General features: G+C 56.8%; 23 protein-coding genes. 7 read left to right on the forward strand and 16 right to left on the reverse strand.

Annotated elements, in window-relative coordinates; translation table 11 throughout:
• The first annotated feature begins 47 nt into the window (after nucleotides 1–47).
• Genes ACG1VR_RS20795 through dolP form a run of 4 tightly spaced genes read left to right on the forward strand, consistent with a single transcriptional unit; the run spans nucleotide 48 to nucleotide 3729 of the window.
• Complete coding sequence (locus tag ACG1VR_RS20795; protein WP_395489703.1) at nucleotides 48–2156, forward strand: penicillin-binding protein activator; 2109 nt, start codon at nucleotides 48–50, stop codon at nucleotides 2154–2156.
• The gene (locus ACG1VR_RS20800; RefSeq protein WP_395489704.1) at nucleotides 2114–2509 is read left to right on the forward strand and encodes a YraN family protein; all 396 of its coding nucleotides are present in this window, start codon (nucleotides 2114–2116) and stop codon (nucleotides 2507–2509) included. Before ACG1VR_RS20795 ends, ACG1VR_RS20800 begins: the two co-directional genes overlap by 43 nt.
• Nucleotides 2510–2530: 21 nt before the next feature.
• A complete protein-coding gene (diaA, locus tag ACG1VR_RS20805; protein WP_008453676.1) occupies nucleotides 2531–3121 on the forward strand; it encodes a DnaA initiator-associating protein DiaA in 591 nt (196 codons plus the stop codon).
• Between the two features lie 32 nt (nucleotides 3122–3153).
• Entirely contained in the window at nucleotides 3154–3729 is a 576-nt protein-coding gene (gene dolP / locus ACG1VR_RS20810; RefSeq protein ID WP_039899080.1) for a division/outer membrane stress-associated lipid-binding lipoprotein, read from the forward strand.
• A 102-nt stretch (nucleotides 3730–3831) separates the two neighbouring features.
• On the opposite strand, the gene ACG1VR_RS20815 is transcribed toward dolP, so the two are convergent.
• The 10 genes from ACG1VR_RS20815 to ACG1VR_RS20860 all read right to left on the reverse strand — a co-directional run bounded on the left by ACG1VR_RS20815 (nucleotide 3832) and on the right by ACG1VR_RS20860 (nucleotide 12586).
• Nucleotides 3832–5742, reverse strand: coding sequence for a transcription antiterminator (locus tag ACG1VR_RS20815; protein ID WP_039897836.1), 1911 nt, complete (start codon nucleotides 5740–5742; stop codon nucleotides 3832–3834).
• 46 nt (nucleotides 5743–5788) lie between these two features.
• On the reverse strand, nucleotides 5789–6940 hold the full coding sequence (locus ACG1VR_RS20820) for a lactonase family protein (RefSeq protein ID WP_172568500.1): 1152 nt from the start codon (nucleotides 6938–6940) through the stop codon (nucleotides 5789–5791).
• Nucleotides 6941–7125: 185 nt separating this feature from the next.
• Nucleotides 7126–7866 (reverse strand): KDGP aldolase family protein, encoded by a 741-nt coding sequence (locus tag ACG1VR_RS20825; RefSeq protein WP_395489705.1) that lies wholly within the window; start codon nucleotides 7864–7866, stop codon nucleotides 7126–7128.
• A 2-nt stretch (nucleotides 7867–7868) separates the two neighbouring features.
• Nucleotides 7869–8981, reverse strand: a complete 1113-nt coding sequence (locus ACG1VR_RS20830; protein ID WP_395489706.1) for a DgaE family pyridoxal phosphate-dependent ammonia lyase — start codon at nucleotides 8979–8981, stop codon at nucleotides 7869–7871.
• 13 nt (nucleotides 8982–8994) lie between these two features.
• Complete coding sequence (locus ACG1VR_RS20835; protein ID WP_016517579.1) at nucleotides 8995–10098, reverse strand: amidohydrolase/deacetylase family metallohydrolase; 1104 nt, start codon at nucleotides 10096–10098, stop codon at nucleotides 8995–8997.
• Between the two features lie 54 nt (nucleotides 10099–10152).
• Nucleotides 10153–10794, reverse strand: coding sequence for a DUF4310 family protein (locus ACG1VR_RS20840; protein WP_016517578.1), 642 nt, complete (start codon nucleotides 10792–10794; stop codon nucleotides 10153–10155).
• A gap of 9 nt (nucleotides 10795–10803) precedes the next feature.
• Nucleotides 10804–11580 (reverse strand): DUF4311 domain-containing protein, encoded by a 777-nt coding sequence (locus ACG1VR_RS20845; RefSeq protein ID WP_395489707.1) that lies wholly within the window; start codon nucleotides 11578–11580, stop codon nucleotides 10804–10806.
• Nucleotides 11581–11604: 24 nt separating this feature from the next.
• Nucleotides 11605–11901, reverse strand: coding sequence for a DUF4312 family protein (locus tag ACG1VR_RS20850; protein WP_016517576.1), 297 nt, complete (start codon nucleotides 11899–11901; stop codon nucleotides 11605–11607).
• Nucleotides 11902–11903: 2 nt separating this feature from the next.
• Entirely contained in the window at nucleotides 11904–12266 is a 363-nt protein-coding gene (locus ACG1VR_RS20855; RefSeq protein WP_016517575.1) for an SFCGS family glycine-rich protein, read from the reverse strand.
• Between the two features lie 17 nt (nucleotides 12267–12283).
• Nucleotides 12284–12586 (reverse strand): PRD domain-containing protein, encoded by a 303-nt coding sequence (locus tag ACG1VR_RS20860; RefSeq protein ID WP_016517574.1) that lies wholly within the window; start codon nucleotides 12584–12586, stop codon nucleotides 12284–12286.
• 450 nt (nucleotides 12587–13036) lie between these two features.
• Here ACG1VR_RS20860 and ACG1VR_RS20865 point away from each other — a divergent pair, with 450 nt between their 5' ends.
• From ACG1VR_RS20865 to ACG1VR_RS20875, 3 genes are read left to right on the forward strand one after another with little or no spacing between them, the layout of a single operon-like run.
• Complete coding sequence (locus ACG1VR_RS20865; protein WP_395489708.1) at nucleotides 13037–13357, forward strand: type II toxin-antitoxin system RelE/ParE family toxin; 321 nt, start codon at nucleotides 13037–13039, stop codon at nucleotides 13355–13357.
• A complete protein-coding gene (locus ACG1VR_RS20870) occupies nucleotides 13347–13625 on the forward strand; it encodes a helix-turn-helix transcriptional regulator (protein WP_016517571.1) in 279 nt (92 codons plus the stop codon). Before ACG1VR_RS20865 ends, ACG1VR_RS20870 begins: the two co-directional genes overlap by 11 nt.
• A 34-nt stretch (nucleotides 13626–13659) precedes the next feature.
• Nucleotides 13660–14598 carry a LysR family transcriptional regulator gene (locus tag ACG1VR_RS20875; RefSeq protein WP_016517570.1) on the forward strand — a complete coding sequence of 313 codons (939 nt, stop codon included), beginning with the start codon at nucleotides 13660–13662 and terminating at the stop codon, nucleotides 14596–14598.
• On the opposite strand, the gene mdcH is transcribed toward ACG1VR_RS20875, so the two are convergent.
• The 6 genes from mdcH to mdcC all read right to left on the reverse strand — a co-directional run bounded on the left by mdcH (nucleotide 14582) and on the right by mdcC (nucleotide 19126).
• Nucleotides 14582–15490 carry a malonate decarboxylase subunit epsilon gene (gene mdcH, locus ACG1VR_RS20880; protein ID WP_172568504.1) on the reverse strand — a complete coding sequence of 303 codons (909 nt, stop codon included), beginning with the start codon at nucleotides 15488–15490 and terminating at the stop codon, nucleotides 14582–14584. The genes ACG1VR_RS20875 and mdcH overlap by 17 nt on opposite strands.
• Nucleotides 15487–16107 (reverse strand): malonate decarboxylase holo-ACP synthase, encoded by a 621-nt coding sequence (locus tag ACG1VR_RS20885; protein ID WP_395489709.1) that lies wholly within the window; start codon nucleotides 16105–16107, stop codon nucleotides 15487–15489. Before ACG1VR_RS20885 ends, mdcH begins: the two co-directional genes overlap by 4 nt.
• Nucleotides 16108–16110: 3 nt before the next feature.
• The gene (locus ACG1VR_RS20890; protein WP_016517567.1) at nucleotides 16111–17070 is read right to left on the reverse strand and encodes an AEC family transporter; all 960 of its coding nucleotides are present in this window, start codon (nucleotides 17068–17070) and stop codon (nucleotides 16111–16113) included.
• 133 nt (nucleotides 17071–17203) lie between these two features.
• On the reverse strand, nucleotides 17204–18004 hold the full coding sequence (gene mdcE, locus ACG1VR_RS20895; protein WP_395489710.1) for a biotin-independent malonate decarboxylase subunit gamma: 801 nt from the start codon (nucleotides 18002–18004) through the stop codon (nucleotides 17204–17206).
• Nucleotides 18004–18834 carry a biotin-independent malonate decarboxylase subunit beta gene (locus ACG1VR_RS20900; RefSeq protein ID WP_016517565.1) on the reverse strand — a complete coding sequence of 277 codons (831 nt, stop codon included), beginning with the start codon at nucleotides 18832–18834 and terminating at the stop codon, nucleotides 18004–18006. The genes mdcE and ACG1VR_RS20900 overlap by 1 nt, the downstream gene beginning before the upstream one ends.
• Complete coding sequence (mdcC, locus tag ACG1VR_RS20905) at nucleotides 18827–19126, reverse strand: malonate decarboxylase acyl carrier protein (RefSeq protein ID WP_016517564.1); 300 nt, start codon at nucleotides 19124–19126, stop codon at nucleotides 18827–18829. Before mdcC ends, ACG1VR_RS20900 begins: the two co-directional genes overlap by 8 nt.
• Between the last annotated feature and the right edge of the window lie 10 nt (nucleotides 19127–19136).

The following is a 19136-nucleotide window of genomic DNA, read 5'->3' on the forward strand; positions in this document are numbered from 1 at the left end:
GCCGATTTAATATTGTACATTGGGATTTAAAAACCACTGGATACAGAATGCTACCCTCAACCTTGAATCGTTCAAAAGCCGGGCGCTGCCTGCCTGTTTTGCTCGCTGCGCTAATTTTTGCCGGCTGTTCTACTCAGGCGCCGGATCAATCCGCCGCGCTGCTGCAGGGCGAAACCACCGCCGGGTCAGCGTACTATCTGCAACAAATGCAGCAAAGCGCAGATGATAGCAAGACCAACTGGCAATTACTCGCCATTCGTGCCCTGCTGAAAGAGGGGAAACCTCAGGAGGCCGTACAGCTGTATAACCAACTGCCGCAGGAATTGACCGCTGCCCAGGCCCGCGAACAGCAGCTTCTGGTACCGGAAGTGAAGATTGCGCAGAAAGATTTCAACGCGGCCTCGGCCCTGCTGGAAAAGATAGATCCATCCACGCTCGATAAGAGCCAGCAAAGCCGTTATTACCAGGCGGTGATTGACTCTTCTCAGGGGCGTCCTTCTCTGGCACTGCTGCGCGCTTATATTACCCAGGAGCCGCTGCTCAAGGGCGATGCACGCCAGAAGAACATTGACGGGATTTGGCAGGCGCTGTCACAGCTCTCCGCGGAGCAGATGAACAGCATGGTCATCAACGCCGACGAGAATACTCTGCAGGGCTGGCTGGACTTACAGCGCGTCTGGAGCGATAACCGCAACGATCCGAAGATGCTGAAAGCGGGCATCCAGGACTGGCAAACGCGCTACCCGAACAATCCGGGCGCAAAGACGCTCCCAACCCAGTTGGTTAATGTCCAGAACTTCAAGCCTGCTTCGACCGGGAAAATTGCCCTGTTGCTGCCGCTAAACGGCCAGGCCGCGGTATTTGGCCGCGCTATCGAACAGGGTTTTGAGTCCGCTAAAAACAGCGGTTCTGCCCCGGTTGCCGCCGTGCAGCCACAGGTTCAGCCAACAGACCCTCATACCCAGCAACAGCCAGCTCCGCAGCCTCAGGTTCAGCAACCGCAGGCCGCTCAGGCACCCGTAGACCCCAATGCCGCCGTCAGCCCGTCCAGCGCTTCCGTTAGCGATCTGACCGACCAAAAAGCACAGTCGGCCTCAATCCAGCCAGCGACTGATGCGCCAGCGGCACCGGCGGCACAACCTGCCGGAGAGGCCTCAAGCTCTGCCCCTGCCAACCCATCGGCGGAAATCAAAGTCTACGATACCAGCTCTCAGCCGCTGTCTCAGGTGCTGGCCCAGGCACAGCAGGATGGCGCGACCCTGGTGGTCGGGCCGTTATTGAAAAATAACGTCGATGAGCTTGCCGGTACAAACAGCCCGCTGAATATCCTGGCGCTTAACCAGCCGGAAACCGTGCAGAATCGCCCAAATATCTGCTATTTCGCCCTTTCTCCGGAAGACGAAGCCCGCGATGCAGCCCACCATATCTGGCAGCAAAATCACCGCAGCCCGCTGCTGTTGCTGCCTTCTAACGCCTTTGGCGACCGCGTGGCCAAAGCCTTTGCCACCGAATGGCAGAAGATTGGCGGCGGCCTGGTGCTACAGCAGAAATTTGGCTCCGTAAGCGACCTCAAACGCGGCATTAACAGCGGCTCCGGCATAGCGTTAACCGGTACGCCGGTCAGCACACCGTCCAACACGGCGCCGGGCGTCACCATCGGCGGCCTGACCATTCCGGCGGCACCAACGGATGCACAAATTACCGCCGGCAGCAGCGGCAGCGTCGATTCGGTGTATATCGTTGCCACTTCCGATGAAGTCGCTCTGATTAAACCGATGATCGCCATGCGCACCGGCAGCCGCAGCGCCGCGCAGCTGTATGCCAGCTCCCGCAGCTCTCAGGGCGTTAACGGCCCGGACTACCGCCTGGAAATGGAAGGCCTGCAGTTCAGCGAAATCCCGATGCTCTCCGGCGGCAACCCGCAGTTGATGCAGCAGGCGCTGAGCCGCGTTAATAACGACTATTCGCTGGCTCGCCTGTATGCCATGGGCGTCGATGCCTGGTCCCTGGCCAACCATTTCTCCCAAATGCGCCAGGTGCCGGGCTACCAGCTTAACGGGAATACCGGGCAGCTGACCGCCAACCAGGATTGCGTAATTAACAGGAAGTTAAATTGGCTGCAATTCAGTCAGGGCCAGATCGTCCCGGTTTCCTGAACCGCCAACAAAGCGGCGCGCACTATGAGCAGCAGGCGCGCCGCTATCTCGAGCGCAAGGGATTGCGCTTTATCGCTTCGAATGTGCGCATACGCGGCGGTGAACTCGACCTCATAATGAAACAGCAACAGGTTATCGTCTTCGTTGAAGTTCGCTTTCGGCGTAACGATAAGTTCGGCGGCGCTGCCGCCAGCGTTACCCGCTCTAAGCAACAACGCCTGCTGCACGCCGCACAGGTTTGGCTGAGCAGCAGCGGGAAAAGTTTTGATACTGTGGATTGCCGTTTCGATGTGTTAGCCTTCACCGGCAATGAAATAGAGTGGCTGACCAACGCGTTTGCCGCCGATATCTAAAAAACTCCAGGTAGAATCAACGTGCTCGAAAGAATCAAAGTCTGCTTCACGGAAAGTATTCAAACTCAGATTGCCGCAGCGGAAGCCCTGCCGGACGCCATTTCCCGTGCCGCAATGACGCTGGTTCAGTCTCTGTTGAACGGCAACAAAATCCTCTGTTGTGGCAACGGCACCTCCGCCGCCAACGCACAGCATTTTGCTGCCAGCATGATCAATCGCTTCGAAACAGAGCGCCCCAGTTTACCGGCCATTGCACTTAATGCAGATAATGTGGTCTTAACCGCGATCGCTAACGATCGCCTGCATGAGGAAGTGTACGCCAAACAGGTGCGTGCTCTGGGCCATGCCGGAGATGTCCTGCTGGCAATTTCCACCCGAGGTAACAGCCGTGATATCGTCAAAGCGGTAGAGGCAGCCGTCACCCGCGACATGACAATCGTCGCGCTAACGGGCTATGACGGGGGTGAACTGGCAGGGCTGTTAGGGCCGCAGGATGTAGAAATCCGCATCCCTTCTCACCGCAGCGCACGCATTCAGGAAATGCACATGCTGACGGTGAACTGTTTATGCGATCTGATCGACAATACGCTATTTCCCCACCAGGATGGCTAATAGCAATCTTTGAGAAAGGAGAAGGAATGAACATGAAGGCCTTTACGCCAATTGCTGTTCTTATTTCCGCGCTGCTGCTACAGGGCTGCGTCGGTGCCGTTGTTGTGGGAAGCGCCGCCGTGGCGACCAAAACCGCAACCGACCCGCGTACCGTAGGTACTCAGGTTGATGACGGCACGCTGGAGCTACGCGTGAACAGCGCGCTCAGCAAGGATGAGCAAATCAAGAAAGAAGCACGTATTAACGTCACGGCTTACCAGGGCAAAGTGTTGCTGGCTGGCCAGTCTCCGAACCCTGAACTGGCTTCCCGCGCCAAGCAAATCGCGTTGGGCGTAGACGGCGCCACCGAAGTGTATAACGAAATTCGCATCATGGCTCCGGTAGGCCTGGGCACGGCTTCAAGCGACACATGGATAACCACCAAAGTGCGCTCGCAGCTGTTGACCAGCGATCAGGTTAAATCGTCTAACGTGAAGGTCACCACCGAAAACGGCGAAGTGTTCCTGCTTGGCCTGGTGACGGAGCGTGAAGGCAAGGCTGCGGCCGATATTGCCAGCCGCGTGAGCGGCGTGAAGCACGTAACTACCGCGTTCACTATCCTGAAATAACTGCCCCTCACCCTAACCCTCTCCCCACAGGGGAGAGGGGATAACACCAGCTATCAGATTGAATTGCCTCTATACTTTCCCCGGGGTGAGGGCCAACTACATTTACAGCTTACTCAGGCACTCCATCGCCACCGCCTTAAAGCTGGCAAAATCCTTGCTGTCACGCAGTCGAACCATCGCCCGCTCCCGCAAGAACGTCACAAATAAATCGTAAATTGCCATCGCCTCTTCATACTCGCTCTTGCTGATAGCCAGCAGGAAGATAACGTGCGCCGTCTCGTCGCCCCAGCTAATCCCCTCCGGCGCCAGCACGGTGTAGACCACCGTTTTCTTCGCCAGCAGCCCCAGGGAGTGCGGCAGAGCAATGCCTTCTCCGAGCATGGTGCTAACAATCGCCTCGCGCTCCACCACCGAAGGATGGAAATCGGCATCCACAACACCCTCACGCTCCAGCTGTTCACAGAGCGTCATAAAGAGCTGCTGCTGGGTCATTGGGCCGTCGATGATGCGGAAATGGCTGGCATCAAAAAATTTCTCCAGCATGTAAGGCCGCGTTCTGTCCACCAGCACCAGCTTGCCGAGCTGCTCGAGCTGATAATCGGTCGGGAACGGAGCCATCAGCACTACCGGCTTTTCCTTTTCGGCTATGCGCGCGGTGCTGATAACAAAATCCGCCTCCACGCTTTCCAACTGCTCATAGTCGCGCAACGAGATGATACTGGTGATTTCTACCTGCGGATATTTACGCATCAGCATGGCCTGGAGCATGCGCACCGTGGAGTTGCCGGTATCGCAAACCAGCAGTACGCGCGGGTGGCGCTGGTAGCCAATGTTGTAATGGCGCTCCAGCCCGACGCCGATATGCAGCACCAGAAAACCAATTTCGTTTTCACTTATCGCATACGGGGTGTATTTGCCCCAGCTCGATACCGCCGCCAGCGTCATGTCATAGGCCAGCGGGTAGTGCTGCTTAATATTGGCCAGCAGCGGGTTAGGAATATTTATCTGGTAGCGCACCCGGGTAATCATGGTTTTGATATGGGTGAGCAGGTCGGCGTGCAGCTGCTCGTCGCCCAGCAGATTGTAGTTATAGTGCGTATTGATGTAGCGCAGGATGTAGTTCACCAGCGCCTCATCGTCGTCGGCGCTGATGGCGCTGGGCGCAACTTCCTGCACCTGGCGCGCGGCGATGTGCACCTGTAGCCACTGCTCTTCTGCTTCGGAGAGCGGTTTACCCGCCAGCTTTTGTAGCAATGCGGCTATCTGGCGAGCGGCCTCTTTTACCTGGACATCCACGTTATCAGCGGTGAATTCCGGCAGCGGATAACCTTCGCTAATGCGGCGTACCGCCACCGAGCAATAGAGGCGAATAAACTGCTCGCCTTCGTCGGTTAAGCGAATTCGGCAACGGGTAAAACAGTCATGCAGCGGCCCGGCCAGCAGCTCAGGAACGCCTGCGTTGAGCGCTTCTTCCGTCAGCAAAGGATTTTCGCTGTCTTCCAGCGTCAGCTGCCAGAGCAAGTCCGTCAGGCAGGCGCGAATCGACATCTCGCTGCCAAACAGCTTCATGCCGTGGCGCGGGCGAGTTTCTATGGTCAAATGGTAGCGCGTAAACCACTCGCGGACTTCGGCCATATCGCTTTGTAACGTCGCCCGGCTGACGAACCACTCCTCGGCCAAATCTTCCAGCTTGAGCGAAAATGCCGCCGTCAGAAAACGTACCACCAGATAATGCACACGTTCCGGCGAAGTGCGCGGGATGCGAAGCTGGCGCGGCCGGTGCTGAACCAGTTCTCCGTAACGTTCGGCATCCTCAATATTCAGCTGATAACCCGCGCCGCGGGTCAGCGTAAACTGCGCGCCAAAGCCTGCCATCAGGGCATTGAGCGCCGTAATATCGGCCCGTACCGTGCGGGTAGAAACCGACAAACGCCGCGCCAGTTCATCCTGGGGCAGCGTTTCGTTTTGCAGCATCTCAAAGAGTTGAGCCAGACGTTGATTGGGAAATCTCACAACCGTTTCCTTTGGTTAGCGGAGCGCGCTGGCGCTCCGTCCTGCTCTACTTAAACGGGGTGAAGACCATCTGCGACGGACTTCCCACCGCCGTATAATCCTCGATAAAGGTCAATTTACCGCTCCCCGGCGCCACGCTAAAGCGGGTGATATTGTCGCTGCGCTGATTCAGGGCATAGAGATGTTTACCGCTGCCGTCCAGCGTCAATCCGCGCGGGTAATCGCCCCGCGTCCAGACATCATCCTGATGCGTTAACTCGCCGTTCGCCGCCACGCTAAAATGGGCGATGCTGTTATGCAGCCGGTTGGCAACATACAGCTGCTTGCCGTCCCGGCTAAGCACCAGGCCTGCCGCGAAACTCGTGCCCTTATACCCCTTCGGCAGCGCCGAAATTGTTTTGCCTTCGCTCAGCGTACCCTTGCCACCATCCAGCTTGTAGTGAGTAAGCGTAGAGGCCTCTTCGTTAATCAGCCACAGGCCTGAACCGTCGGCAGAAAAGACAAAATGACGTGGCCCAGCGCCTTTGGATGACGCGGCAATAAACGGCGGATCGTTCGGCTCCAGCGAGCCTTTGCTCTGATCGAAACGATATTGATAGACTCGATCCAGACCCAGATCGGTTGAGAAGACGAACTTCCCGCTCGGATCGGCGGCAATCATGTGCGCATGCGGCCCGTTATGATCGCTGGCCGCAAAGCTGCCTTCTGCCGCAGCCTCCGGTTTTGCCGCTCCCGGCTCGCCGCTGTCCTGATGCTTATCGCTGGCTTCTTGCAGGCTGCCGTCGGCATTCACCGGCAGCACGGCGATAGAGCCGCTAATATAGTTTGCCACCAGCAGGTGCTTGCCCTGAGGCGTTAGCGAGAGATACACCGGCCCCGCGCCGCCGGAGGAGACCTGGTTCAGCTCGGTCACGCTGCCGTCATCGCCAACGCGCAATGCCGCTATCACGCCTTTCTCCGCTTCGCTGGCAACATAAAGCGTTTTACCGTCCTGCGACGCCGTAAGCTGCGCGGCGTTAGGCAGCGAGCTGACCAGCGTTTTATCGCTCAGCGCGCCGGTCTTAGCGTCAACCAGGAAGCGATAAAGCCCTTCGCCGTTTGGGTTGTAGGTGCCGACCCAGGCATAATGGCTTTGCGCCGCGCTGTTTCCAGCGGCAAGTAAGGCAAATGAAGCAACAAGCAGAGTGCGTGCAGACATGCGTTGATCCTCGAAGTGTGGTTGATGAGGATTATACCCTCACCCTAACCCTCTCCCTAAAAGGGAGAGGGGATCTTTCTATTTCACATCAACCTACTTTTCCCCTATCTCCTATGAGAAAAGGGGATCTTTCTTTTCCCCCTCGCCCCTTTGGGGAGAGGGTCGGGATGAGGGGAAACAGTGCTTTACCCCACCAGCTTCTTCGTCATCGCCAGCAGCGTCGCCACGTCAGCCGGGCGAGTATTACCGCTGGCTTTGTCGATAATCGAGCTGTAGATATGTGGGATCACTTTGCTCACGCCCGCGTCCAGCGCAATCTTCAGGATCTCCTCGAAGTTCTCCAGATCGATACCGCCGGTTGGCTCCAGCCAGAAGTCATGCTTCGCGCAGGCTTCTGCTACGGCCTGATATTCAGCGCGGCATTCCAGCCCGCCCATCGGGAAGTATTTGATTGAGCTGCCGCCCATATCTTTCAGCAGCGCAATGGCGGTTTCTACCGGCACGATGCCGTCCGGCGCACCGGAGCTTAACGGCCCGGTGGAAATTTTTACCATGCCGACAGTGCCGGTCGGTGAAACCAGGCCATTGACCACGCTTTCGTTCTGGCCCAGCAGCGCGCGGCTGGTGCCTACGCCGGTAAACACCTGGTTGACGTGCTGCGGCTGGATCTGGCCGGAAATCTCGCTCACCATTGCCGACTGATTCGGATCGCCCGCGCCCAGCCCGACGGACAGCGCGTTATCAATCAGCGCCGCGTAGTCGCGCATATCGGCAACCGCGCTTGGTACATCCGGGTAGTTTTTAGAAAGCACGCCGACCAGCACATGGCCTTCCGCCGCCTGATAAATGTCTTTAGCATTCTCTTTAGAGCCTGCCAGCACGTTGAGACAGACGCGGTCACGATAAAAATTTGGGGTCAGTTTCATGCTTATTTCTCCTTGCTTACCAGCGCTTTAATGCAGCGGTAAATAATCTCCAGCTGTGCCGCGCTCACGCTGCGCACATCCGCTTCGATAATGCCTTCGTTAGCTTTGTAGCCGCGGAAGTAGATGGCGTATTCGCCCTGCTTCAACGCGCCCACCAGCTCGCCGGTGCTGATGTCGACGGTCGCTTCATCGAATTTAATTTCACTGCGTGCGATATCACGGCCAGCGGAATCCCAGACAACACGAGCGGTTACGCCGTTAATCGTATTCAGGTTCTCGATAAAGGGCGTCATCTTCGCGACCATTTCCGCACCGCTCTCTTTCGCCGCGCTAAGGTAATGCTCAATGGCGCAGGTCAGGCCGAGAATGCCTTCTTTGCCGACCTTCATCGCACGGCCAATACCGCCGGTTTGCAGTTTTACCCATTCAACGTACTGCTCTTTACCGATGACCAACCCGCTGGTTGGCCCTTCAATGGCTTTCGCGCCGCTGTAGATAACCAGGTCGGCACCGGCACGGTAATAGCATTCCAGGTCTTCTTCCGCCGCAGCATCAACGATCAGCGGCAGATTGTGTTTACGCGCGACGACCACGGCCTGCTCAACGCTGAGCATGCTTTTCTGCACCGAATGGTGGGATTTGATATACAGAATCGCCGCCGTGCGCGGAGAGATAGCCGCTGCAAGCTGGTCGGCTGAACATTCGTTGGCGTAACCCGCTTCAACAATTTTGCCGCCGCCGAGGTTGACCATCGTGCCGACCGGTGCGCCAAAGTTAACGTTGTGCCCTTTTGGCAGCACGATTTCATTATTCTCCAGAGGAGCCGCGTGCAGGTTCTCAATCAGCCACTGATTATCTTTCACCAGCACCGCCGCCACGGACTGGGCGATACCCGCAGAAGCGCAGGAAACCACGGTCGCCGCTTCAACGTCGAGCAACCCGGCAATGTAGGCGCCGGTTTTATTCACCAGATCCTTCATTTCGAAATAATGATTCATGCCGGTGGTCACCGCTTCAACCACTTCCGGGCGTGGGGTAGAAACGCCCAATGCGGTCATGCGGCCTGAAGCATTAATCACTTGTTTTAAATTGTATTTCTCATAAATCGAAGACATGTTCTGCTTTCCCTTATTCACAGTCAAACCACTTCCCGGCGCGCACCACGGCAAGCGCCACCAGCGCCCGATCGCCCGTCAGCGTCTGCTGTTCGGCATCGGTAAAGACGGTTGGCTCGCGGCGCAGTTCAAAGAGGGTCAGGTCGCCGTCCAGCCCAACGGCCAGGCGGCCTTTGTTTTTCAACCTCAGCCCGTCGGCAGCGTGGGAAGTCACGCAGTCAATAACCTGCGGTAGCGACAGGCCGATGGAGAGGAATTTCGACATCACCGCCCCCAGGGAATGCACCGGGCCGCTAATGCGGTTGCGGCAGTAGATATCCGAGCTGATGCTATGCGGCAAAATGCCCTGCTGGATAGCTACTCGCGCCACTTCAAAACTGAAGCTGGCAGTACCGTGGCCAACATCCAGCCGCACGCCGCGCTGAATCGCCCGGGAAACGCAAGCACGAAGCTGGCCTGCCGGGTTCAGAATGCGGTTAGGTTTGCCGTTATAGCAGTGGGTGATAATGTCGCCGCTGGTGAGCAGCTCGGCCACTTCGTCAAGATCCGGCGGGTTATTGCCGATGTGAACCATCAGCGGCAAATCGCCATTCTCTTTCTGAATTTCTTTCGCTCTCACCAATGGCGCAATGCCGTTTTCGCCGACTACGCTGCTGCTCATTCGCGCTTTCAGGCCGACGATAAAATCAGGGAGGCGCTTCACCGCCTCGCGTACCGCGTCGCCGTCGATATTGTTCATATTCGACAGCTCGTTCTGGGCTATCAGCCCGACGCGGGAAATATTCAGCAAGGCGTAGACTTCGGTCGCGGCACTGCGGGTGATTTGATAGAAGTCGTCTACGTCATCAGCCCCGGTGCTGCCCGCATCGATTACGGTCGTCACGCCGGTGTGAATGCCCACGCTGTCAGGTTCATCGTGGTAGATAGGGGATTTGGGATAACAGTGGACGTGGGAGTCAATCCAGCCGGCGCTGACGTAGTATTCTCCGTTCAGCTGGCGCTCTTCACTTGCTGCGCCCGCAATCTTACCCAAAGCGGCAATTTTGCCGTCCTTCAGGGCGATATCGATAACGGTATCGTCCACCAGCCGCGCCTGGCGCAGGATCAGGTCAAACATGTTTTTCTCCTTAACTGGCGGCGAGCCGCAGCCCGTCCGCCCTGGAAATACTGCTTACAACGCTACCGGGAAGATGGAGCCTAAGATCATGGCACCGAGGATCGCACCGCCGGTAATCGGTTTGCCCCAGAGGTAAAACAGCAAAGAGCCAATTAATGAACCGATACCAATCGGAATCGACGCCGTCATGGCGCTGAGAATAATCAACGGCCCCAGGAAGCGACCGGAGGCATTACCCGCGCCCATCATTACGTCTGCGCCGTAGGTAGAGTCGCTCTGGTTGATGGTGAATTTACGGGCGAGAATGATGATGTAACCAATCGCCAGACCAATCACCAGGCCAGTCACCAGCGATGCGCCGAAGTTGGCTACCGGGAAGACAAAGCCCGCGCCCAGCAATAGCGCCGGAACGCCAAGGCCAACGCCGGTCTGAATGGCTCCGCCGATATCCAGAATCCCCACCAGCGAACCTTCAATGATGCGGGCAAACAGGAAACTAGCGCCGAACGCGGCTACCGCGCCGTATACGCCGGTATCAATCCCCGACTTCAGCATCGCCACAAAAGCGACTTCGTTGAAGGCACCGATACCGTACAGGTAGTACATATGCGTCCCGGCAAAGACGCCGGAAGAGAGCAGACCAACGAAGATCGGGAACGACCAGTCGGCATACCAAAAACCTTTATTCTGTTCCATGGTGGCCTCTTATTTTCCGCTGACGGCGTTATGGATAAGACTCAGCCAGTCCGGCGTGGTCAGATGGAAGGATTCGATCATTTTCATATCGAAGCCGCGGAAGAAGGCGCTCAGCACAAACAGAGCAACGATAGCCCCCATCATCACTTTAGTGACGCGGTGCCAGCCGCTCTCTTCAACACCTTTACCGATAAGAATCCCCAGCACCAGGCCCGGTACGGCGTTGCCCATAATCAGCTGTGCTGCGCCGCCGAAAATGGTTGCCCAGAAGCCCGATTTTTTACCGGCATCAATTGCCGCCAGCCAGAAGATAACCGGCATCACGGTGTTAACCAGCAGGTTAGCCGCAGGCACCAGAACCTTAACCGCCGTCACCTGTAGCGCGGCAGGAACCGCAGAGGCGGTGCTGTTGAGAAACGCCACCACAACCATGCCGATAATGCCGCAGGTGATGGCCATTTTTTTCGGGTCGTGCAGGGTTTCTGCCACGTTACGGTTTTTCACCATCAACGCCGCGGCACCCCAGTTAGGGATAATGCGATGGTCAACATCCTGGGTGAAGGCCCCCGCAGCCACCGAGGATGCCCAGGCGTTGAAGAAGAAGCCGAGACCAAAGGAGAAGTGAGAAGCCGGATCGCCTTCGCAGGAGTTCAGCTCGCCGAGTGTACGAAATGCGCCCATTCCCTGAGAGGTTGGCGCGTGGAACATACGCGCGGCCCCGGCGCCAACGCCCACACCGACGAGCCCGCCGATAATGAGTGATTTAAATAAGATAATGAGGAACATGTATCTGCCCTTGTTGGAGTTGTTTTAGTGCGCGACGAAATCCACCTCATCGAGGTTAAGAGCCGTCACGTTGACGGAAACATCCAGCTCCACGCTGTAGCTCCGCCTTTCCCGGCGCAGAAAGAAGAACAGAAAAGCTTCTTTGCGCACCCTGACCTGCGCCTGAACAACCTGCACGTCCTGTGGCTCAATGCGCAGCAGAATTTTGTTGGTGGACTTGAGCACCGTACCCTGAACCTGGTTCAGGGCATCGGAGAAGGCTTTGGCTTTAGTATCGCCGCGCCCGCTGACTCGCACCGTAGTTGCGAATTTCTCTTTCATACTTAGCTGCCGTACTTCTTGTTCCAGGCCAGGACCAGGCGTTCACCCAGCTCTTCTTTATCCATAAAACCAAAGCCAAGAACGTTATTGCCTTCGTTAATCGCGGTGACGCCTTCTTCCACAGAACGCATGCCGTATTTCGCTTTGTAGCCGTGTTTGGTTTGCGCGGTGATAGCACCTGCACCGCCGCTGCCGCAGAAGGAGATACCAAAAGTGGCGTTCTCGGCCTTCATCACGTCACCCAGTTTCATGTCGGCGGCGACGCCCGGAATAACCACGGCGCGACCGCCCGCTTTTTCGATCCCTGCGGCAACTTTCTGGCCTTTACCCAAACGGTCGCCGATCACTACGGTAATTTGTTCCATCGTTCTCTCCTGATTATTCAAAGATTGTCTTTCGCCACTTCGAAATGCACTGACAGTAACCACGCCTCTTCCACCGGCAGGTTGCCAAACTGATCCACTACCGCCTGAGCCATCGCCATCGACTCTGAAGATATTTCTTCGAACAGGCTCTCATCCACTTCCGGCAGCGGCTCTCCGGTAAGCGACCGATGTGCCATCGCTTTCACATGGGAGGCCAGCATCTGCTCCTGTACCGCGTTGGGCGTGATGTTCTTGCTCTTAAACAGCGCGTGGATAAAACCCTGTACGCGCGCCGTTAATTCCTCGGCTTCATTAACCATTACCGCTCCGTTGTTCACCCTGGGTACCTCGTTAACTAATCTGTTTTTAAGCTATCCGGCGGGAAGAAAGGTTTGTAGCGAGTTGTTTTCCACTTCGAAGTGGAAATCGGGGCGGCAATAGTGATCTGTTCCACATAAAGGGCGGGAATGGCGGTTTTTCACTGCCATGACGTGCGTTAAGTCACATAACCGGGCGATGAAACGAAAGATATCCAGCGACGTTTTTTGTTCGAAACTGTGACGAGAGGAAGGTTTTGTCGCCATCATTGGCGTTGCTTATGACCAAGTGGAAACGGCCTGCGAGGAGCTGCGCAAAGCCAGGAGAGGAGCGCAGCGTTAAGAAAAAATAATTGTAGAATCGAATCCGGATTAAGTCCCTCGCGGGTTTAAAATCTGGTTAGCCCTTGAGCTAACATAGCCTATAAGCTAATATTTTCTCAGGAGGAGAGTATGTTCACTCTGGTTTTTCACAATGAAGCGGAAACGGAATTCACCGAGCTCCCCGCCATCCTTCAGGTGAAAATGACCAGGTTATTAAAGAAACTGGAAGCTAATCCCCGTTTACTCAGAGAACCTGACACCAGACATCTCGGAAAAGGCTTGTTTGAAATACGGACGATGGGCACGGACATAGCACGAGGATTATGGTTCTATCAGAGCGGTGAACGTATTTTTCTGCTGCGCATTTTCATCAAAAAATCCCCGAAGATCCCACCTGGAGAAATTGTGTTAGCCTTCCGTAGGCTGGAGGAAATGAAGCATGAAATATAAAACACTCGACCAGATTCATGAACAATCCATGCACAACCCTGAGTATCGTGCCGCCTGGGAAGCAGAAGAGGCATTAGAATGCCTTCAGGAAACATTACAGAAGTGGCGTGCTGAAGCAGGACTCACCTCCGCTCAGGTAGCGGAAAAAATGGGGGTTAAACCTCCAACCGTTTCAAGAATGGAAAGAAATGCCACTAAAATGAGCTACGAAACCCTGATGCGCTATGCACGCGCCTGTGGCGTAAACTTCAGACTTCAGCAGGTTTAAACCTGCCTCTGGACCAGGAAGCCCAATCCCCCGCATGAAAATCGACGCCGAAATCACCTTCCGTAAGCTTGAGATATTTATGGAGTTTATGGAAAAGGGCAACATTGCCCGCACCGCCGAAGCGCTGGGCATTAGCGGGGTTAGCGTGCATCGCGCCCTGCATACGCTGGAAGAAGGCGTGCGCTGCCCGCTGTTTATTCATAAAGGGCGCAATCTGGTGCCGCTGGAGTCGGCTTTTACCCTGCTGGAGCACAGTAAAGAAGCGGTGGCGGTAATGTCGCGGGGGCTTATTGAGGCTCGCCAGACGGCGGGCGTTGGCCAGGGGCGGTTACGCATCGGCACGCTCTATTCGCTGACGCTGGAAACCGTGCCGAAACTGATTATGGGCATGAAGCTTCGCCGCCCGGATCTGGAAATGGATCTCACCATGGGCTCCAACCAGGTGCTGCTCAATATGCTGGAAGACGGCGTACTGGATGCCATTCTGATATCCCTCTCCGAAGGCGAAGTAGACCGCTCGCGGCTCGAAGTTCTGCCGCTGTTCAAGGACGATATTTTTCTCGCCACGCCTGGGAATTATCCCCTGGATACCAGCCATCCAGCGGATTTACGTGAGTTTGACGGCGAGAAGTTTGTTTCCCTGGCCGAAGGTTTTGCCACCTATGCAGGTTTTCAGGAAGCCTTCCATATCGCCGGTTTTGAGCCGGAAATCGTCACTCGCGTAAACGATATTTTCTCGATGGTGAGTCTGGTGCAGGCGGGTGTCGGGCTAACGCTGATACCGGGCAGAATGAAAAAGGTTTATGAAAATTCAGTGCAACTGCTGAGGCTCGCCGAGCAGTATCAGATGAAGCAGACTATCGCTATTGTCTTCCCTCGTGCCCGCGAGCTTGACCCGAACCTGCTGGCGCTGGCGGCCGAAGGGCGTATGTACGCCCGCTCGTTTGTCGATACGCCTAACGCGCCGCTCTAGTTCGTTCGGCAAGGCGTGAAATCACCGCCACGCTATTCTGCTCGCGGCAGACGGTTAGCCCTTCACGGAACGCCTGCCGGGTCAGCCCTGACAATACGCTTCCCGGCGGCATTTCTATTGCCAGGCGCACATCTCTCTCATTGGCCGCCACCATCGCATCACGCCAGCGCACCGTACGCGCCATATTAAGCGCCAAATCTTCGGCTATTTGCTCCGGTTGCCATAGCACGCGGCCCGTGCTGCCGCTGAGGTAAGCACGGCGCGGCCGGTTTACGCTCACGCCGTCAAAAGCCTGTTTGAGTTTCTGGGCCGGTTCATTCAGCAATGCGCAGTGAGAAGGAACGCTAACCGCGAGCTGCCGTGCTTTTTGCGCCCCTTTTGCCAGCGCTTTTTGCGCCACCTGCGCCATATCGTCTTCGCGCCCGGCAATAACAATTTGCTGCTCGGCGTTGATATTGGCGATATAGGTTCCGCTGCCCTCGACCAGGGCTTCCACCTGGCCTAAAAGCAGCCCAACGATGGCGGTTAAGCCGTAACCTTCAGGATAAGCCTGTTCCATAAGATCGCCGCGCAGCGCAACCAGTTTTAAAGCATCCTCAAAGCTTAATACTCCGGCAATGACCGCCGCTGGAAAAGCGCCGATTGACAGGCCGCTGACCATATCCGGCTCAACGCCGTTGCGCTCAAGGTCTCGCGCCCAGGCCACCCCGGCTATCAACAGGCAAAGCTGCACGGCGCGGGTATGTCTGAGAGCAGAATGAGTATCAAGCAGGTCGGTTTCATCCCCCAGAACGCTACGCACCTGCGCCATTATGGCGTCGCGTTCGGGCAGATTTTGCAGCATACCTGGCCGCTGCGTACCCTGTCCGGGAAAAGTAAAGAGTATTTTCATACATCGTCCTCCGGCATCCATGGATTGCTGGTCAGCACCGGGCCACGGCTGGTTTTCAGCAGCACTCGCCCTGCCCTCAGCCATTCCGCCAGCGCAAACCCGCCGTAAGGCGTTTCAATTTGCGTATCGGCGCGGCACAGCAGCCTGGCGGTCAATGCCTGCCATTCCACCAGCGCCTCCATCTCCTGTGGTTCAGGGCAGCGAATCAGCAAGTCGAGATCGCTCTCAGCGTGCAGCACCGGCACTTCCGTCGCCAGCGCATAGCCAACGCTTCCGGTTATGCCCCAGACCCACGGCCACTGGCGACCTGCCAGTTGAATTGCGCTCTGAACCGGCGGCATAGAGACAAAAGGAGAATGAAGAAGTGCCTCGCGGCTAGCTAATGCTTCCGGGCTGACAACACGCTTAACGCCTGCGGCATTCGCCCACCCGGCAGCACGTTGCTCCCGACGCATCCCGCGGATACCCACCGGAATGCGCCCTTCACGTTCAACATCCCGCCGCACCACCACCGGCAGCGCGGGGCGCCACTGGCCTGCGACCCACTCCTCGCCAGCGCCTTCAAGAGCGCTGCGGTCAGCCAGCCAAAGGAGATCGTGGGGGCGGAATGTCGACATAAGTTAAAGTCCTGAAGTCAGTGAGATAAACAGCGGTAGCGACAGGATAGAGAGTACCGAGCTTAGCAACAACACGGCTTCCGCATCCGGAGACTGCACGCCAAAGCGGTTTCCAAATACCACGCCGAAGAAACCTGCCGCCAGCGCAATCATCAGAATAGAGGTGATGGCTACCGGCCCGGTCAGGCCCAGCGCCAGCACGATGCCCCAGGCGATAAACGGCTGAATCAGCAGTTTGGTAATGGTCGCCGTTATCACCACGGTGTTGATTTGCAGCTTACGGGCAGAAAGGATAACCCCGGTCAGGAACAGCGCGGCAGCGGTTGCGGCCAGGCCCAGCGGCTTAATTGAAGCCAACAGCAGCTCCGGCATGCGAATACCGAGTGCCGACAGCACAACCCCCAGCAGCGGCCCCCAGACGATAGGTTTTTTCACCGAACGCCACATCAGCACCGGCAGCATTGCCAGCGTAGAACCGCTGGCTTCACCGGCAGCGCGCGCTTTTTCGCGTTCCAGAATCAGCAGGCAGAACGGCGTCATCAGAACGGAACCGCAGGCAATTGAGACCGCCACCGACAGCGAAGTCGACGGGCCTTCGCCCAGCACGCTGCCCAGGATGGGCAGACCCAGCGCCGCGTAGTTAGGTAAGGCTACGGTCAAAGTCAGTACGGCCGCATCCTGCGGAGACTTTTTAAACACGCTGGTCGCCAGGAAATAAATCGCCGCATAGGTTATCCACATCGCCAGCACCAGCACCACAATCAGCGGTGACTGCTGAACGATCCCAAGCCACGGAGTTTGCACGGTAGCGCTGAACAGTGCCGCAGGTAGCGCAAAATCCATGACAAAAATGTTTAACAGCGAGACATTTTTGTTATCGACCATCTTCGCTTTGCCGGCGAAAAAGCCCAGTAGCATGATGACAAAAATAGGGGCCAGAGCATGAACAATCACGTAAGTCATAACTTCACCTTGATTAAAAAAGAGAGTCAGCACGGTCGCGATGGTTATTATTTTTCAGACGTTTTTTTTACTCAGGCGCGGAGTACGCGCCTGGTTTTATCGTCTGGCAGGTCTGTCTTATTACCAGCGCTTATTACCAGCTGGCACGCATGCGTTCGCGAACCAGCGCCGAGCTATGACGGTTCTTAGCATTGAGTCTGTTTTTCAACGTGTTATCTGTGCGAGCGTCATCAACGGCCGCCACTAATGCAGCATTTACTTTTGCCACATCTTCACTTTGCGGCGCATCCGGGTTGTTGATGTCCAGCAGGGCGGAAAGCAGCCCCAGCGTTTCATAATTGCTAATGTCGTAGGCCATTGGCGGGATGGTGGCGGCCAGTTTTTCCAGCGCCTCTACGGTGCGCAGCGTAATGCGGGCGGCCGACTCTTTACCCATCGCGTGGATCATTACGCCCTGGTCGTTAAAGGCCACCAGGCGGTTTGCCTGGTAACCGTGCGCCAGAAACGCCCCGGACATTGCTTTACCCACGATCAGCCCCACAACCGGATGACCGGCAAGACGAGCGTTAGCATAGGCTCCGGCAGCACCGGCCAGCGCCTGGTGAATACCAAATGCTTCCTCACGGCGGCCATAAGCCTGGCTTGGAACATCAATCACCGCCACAATGGCGCGCTTTTCGGCCTTATCGGCGTCTTCGGCAACGGTTTCGCTGACGACTTTTGCCAGCGTCCAGCCCTCGAGCAGGCCAACTTCGCCGCCTGCGGCGCGGGGATAATGATTATTGGCGTCCGGCACTACGGCGATAAAGCGCGCCGGTTTCCCGTCAACGTTGCCGTCAGCCACCTGCACGGAGGCGCACAGGCCTGCCATGCGCGGTGCATTCGGGGCTAAAGTGTCCAGCCAAACGGCGGCACGATTCAGTTTCTGGCTCATTAGTGTTTCTCCCCAAAAAGCTGTTTGATCTGTTCGGCATCGGCCTGTTTGTTGGTGTCGAAGTGGGTCAGGCGCTCCAGATACCACGCGTAGTTATCGGTGCGGTGCTTCGCCGGTACGCCTTTGGCAATAGCGTCGTTCACCGCCTGTTTCACGGCATGAACGCCGTCGCCCACCAGGGCATCAACCAGCCCGCTCTGGAAGCGAACCTCGCCCCCGGTCATGCTCCAGATAAATGGACGGTCGCGGGAGTCGTATTCATCAATCCCCGCTTCCTGCTCGATAACCTGCGGGCCGTTCAGGCCGAGACGCGCTTCGCGGGTTACAATCAGGTAGCTGCAAAGCGCCGCGGCAATCGACATCCCGCCGAAGCAGCCCACGGTACCGGCAACCACGCCGATGACCGGGGTATAACGGCGCAGGTCAACTATCGCCGCATGGATATCTGCAATCGCCGCCAGGCCAAGGTTAGCCTCCTGCAAGCGCACGCCGCCGGTTTCAAGGCACAGCACGGCCTGAGTAGGAATTCCGTTGCGGTTATCTTCCGCCGCCAGCTCAAGCGCCGCGGCCATTTTCGCACCGGAGACTTCGCCCATGCTGCCGCCCTGGAACGCACCTTCGATGGCAATCACCACCGCTGGCCCGCCGTTAATGGTGCCTTTAGCGACCACCATGCCGTCGTCAGACTGCGGCACAATGCCCTGCGGCCCTAACCACGGCGAGATGATGCCGTCGAACGGGTCAAGCAGTTCACGGTAGCTGCCTTCGTCTAACAGCAGGCGCGCACGGTCACGCGCTCTCAGTTCAATAAAGCTGCTGTCGTCACGCATGAGCCACCTCCTCAAAAACCTGTTCAATACGAATACGCGCCACGCCCGGCGTCGCGCCGAAGTCGTGGATCTGCATCTGCCCGGCAGGCAGGCTGCTCAGCGCGCTGAGACGGGTAAATAATGCTTTCCAGCGTTGCTCGCTGTTATCGACGGAAGTGGTGATGTCGATGGTCAGCGCCTGCCCCTGGTCTGCGGTAAACAGGACTTCCATATCGCCGGAGCCAACCACGCCAGCCAGGGCCTTGCCTTTGGCCGTGCGGGTTGCCGGAAATGACAACGTAATGTGTTCCATAACGCCCTCG

Origin of the sequence: Cedecea davisae (genome assembly GCF_044095835.1) — a bacterium.
In the GTDB taxonomy this organism is placed as follows: domain Bacteria; phylum Pseudomonadota; class Gammaproteobacteria; order Enterobacterales; family Enterobacteriaceae; genus Cedecea; species Cedecea davisae.

What these genes read in the sequence shown, in the direction of transcription:
- ACG1VR_RS20795 (WP_395489703.1), top strand. Translation starts at nt 48, where the DNA reads ATGCTACCCTCAACCTTGAATCGTTCAAAAGCCGGGCGCTGCCTGCCT.
- dolP (WP_039899080.1), top strand. Translation starts at nt 3,154, where the DNA reads ATGAAGGCCTTTACGCCAATTGCTGTTCTTATTTCCGCGCTGCTGCTA.
- ACG1VR_RS20820 (WP_172568500.1), bottom strand. Translation starts at nt 6,940, where the DNA reads ATGTCTGCACGCACTCTGCTTGTTGCTTCATTTGCCTTACTTGCCGCT.
- ACG1VR_RS20825 (WP_395489705.1), bottom strand. Translation starts at nt 7,866, where the DNA reads ATGAAACTGACCCCAAATTTTTATCGTGACCGCGTCTGTCTCAACGTG.
- ACG1VR_RS20830 (WP_395489706.1), bottom strand. Translation starts at nt 8,981, where the DNA reads ATGTCTTCGATTTATGAGAAATACAATTTAAAACAAGTGATTAATGCT.
- ACG1VR_RS20835 (WP_016517579.1), bottom strand. Translation starts at nt 10,098, where the DNA reads ATGTTTGACCTGATCCTGCGCCAGGCGCGGCTGGTGGACGATACCGTT.
- ACG1VR_RS20840 (WP_016517578.1), bottom strand. Translation starts at nt 10,794, where the DNA reads ATGGAACAGAATAAAGGTTTTTGGTATGCCGACTGGTCGTTCCCGATC.
- ACG1VR_RS20845 (WP_395489707.1), bottom strand. Translation starts at nt 11,580, where the DNA reads ATGTTCCTCATTATCTTATTTAAATCACTCATTATCGGCGGGCTCGTC.
- ACG1VR_RS20850 (WP_016517576.1), bottom strand. Translation starts at nt 11,901, where the DNA reads ATGAAAGAGAAATTCGCAACTACGGTGCGAGTCAGCGGGCGCGGCGAT.
- ACG1VR_RS20855 (WP_016517575.1), bottom strand. Translation starts at nt 12,266, where the DNA reads ATGGAACAAATTACCGTAGTGATCGGCGACCGTTTGGGTAAAGGCCAG.
- ACG1VR_RS20860 (WP_016517574.1), bottom strand. Translation starts at nt 12,586, where the DNA reads ATGGTTAATGAAGCCGAGGAATTAACGGCGCGCGTACAGGGTTTTATC.
- ACG1VR_RS20865 (WP_395489708.1), top strand. Translation starts at nt 13,037, where the DNA reads ATGTTCACTCTGGTTTTTCACAATGAAGCGGAAACGGAATTCACCGAG.
- ACG1VR_RS20870 (WP_016517571.1), top strand. Translation starts at nt 13,347, where the DNA reads ATGAAATATAAAACACTCGACCAGATTCATGAACAATCCATGCACAAC.
- ACG1VR_RS20875 (WP_016517570.1), top strand. Translation starts at nt 13,660, where the DNA reads ATGAAAATCGACGCCGAAATCACCTTCCGTAAGCTTGAGATATTTATG.
- mdcH (WP_172568504.1), bottom strand. Translation starts at nt 15,490, where the DNA reads ATGAAAATACTCTTTACTTTTCCCGGACAGGGTACGCAGCGGCCAGGT.
- ACG1VR_RS20885 (WP_395489709.1), bottom strand. Translation starts at nt 16,107, where the DNA reads ATGTCGACATTCCGCCCCCACGATCTCCTTTGGCTGGCTGACCGCAGC.
- ACG1VR_RS20890 (WP_016517567.1), bottom strand. Translation starts at nt 17,070, where the DNA reads ATGACTTACGTGATTGTTCATGCTCTGGCCCCTATTTTTGTCATCATG.
- mdcE (WP_395489710.1), bottom strand. Translation starts at nt 18,004, where the DNA reads ATGAGCCAGAAACTGAATCGTGCCGCCGTTTGGCTGGACACTTTAGCC.
- ACG1VR_RS20900 (WP_016517565.1), bottom strand. Translation starts at nt 18,834, where the DNA reads ATGCGTGACGACAGCAGCTTTATTGAACTGAGAGCGCGTGACCGTGCG.
- mdcC (WP_016517564.1), bottom strand. Translation starts at nt 19,126, where the DNA reads ATGGAACACATTACGTTGTCATTTCCGGCAACCCGCACGGCCAAAGGC.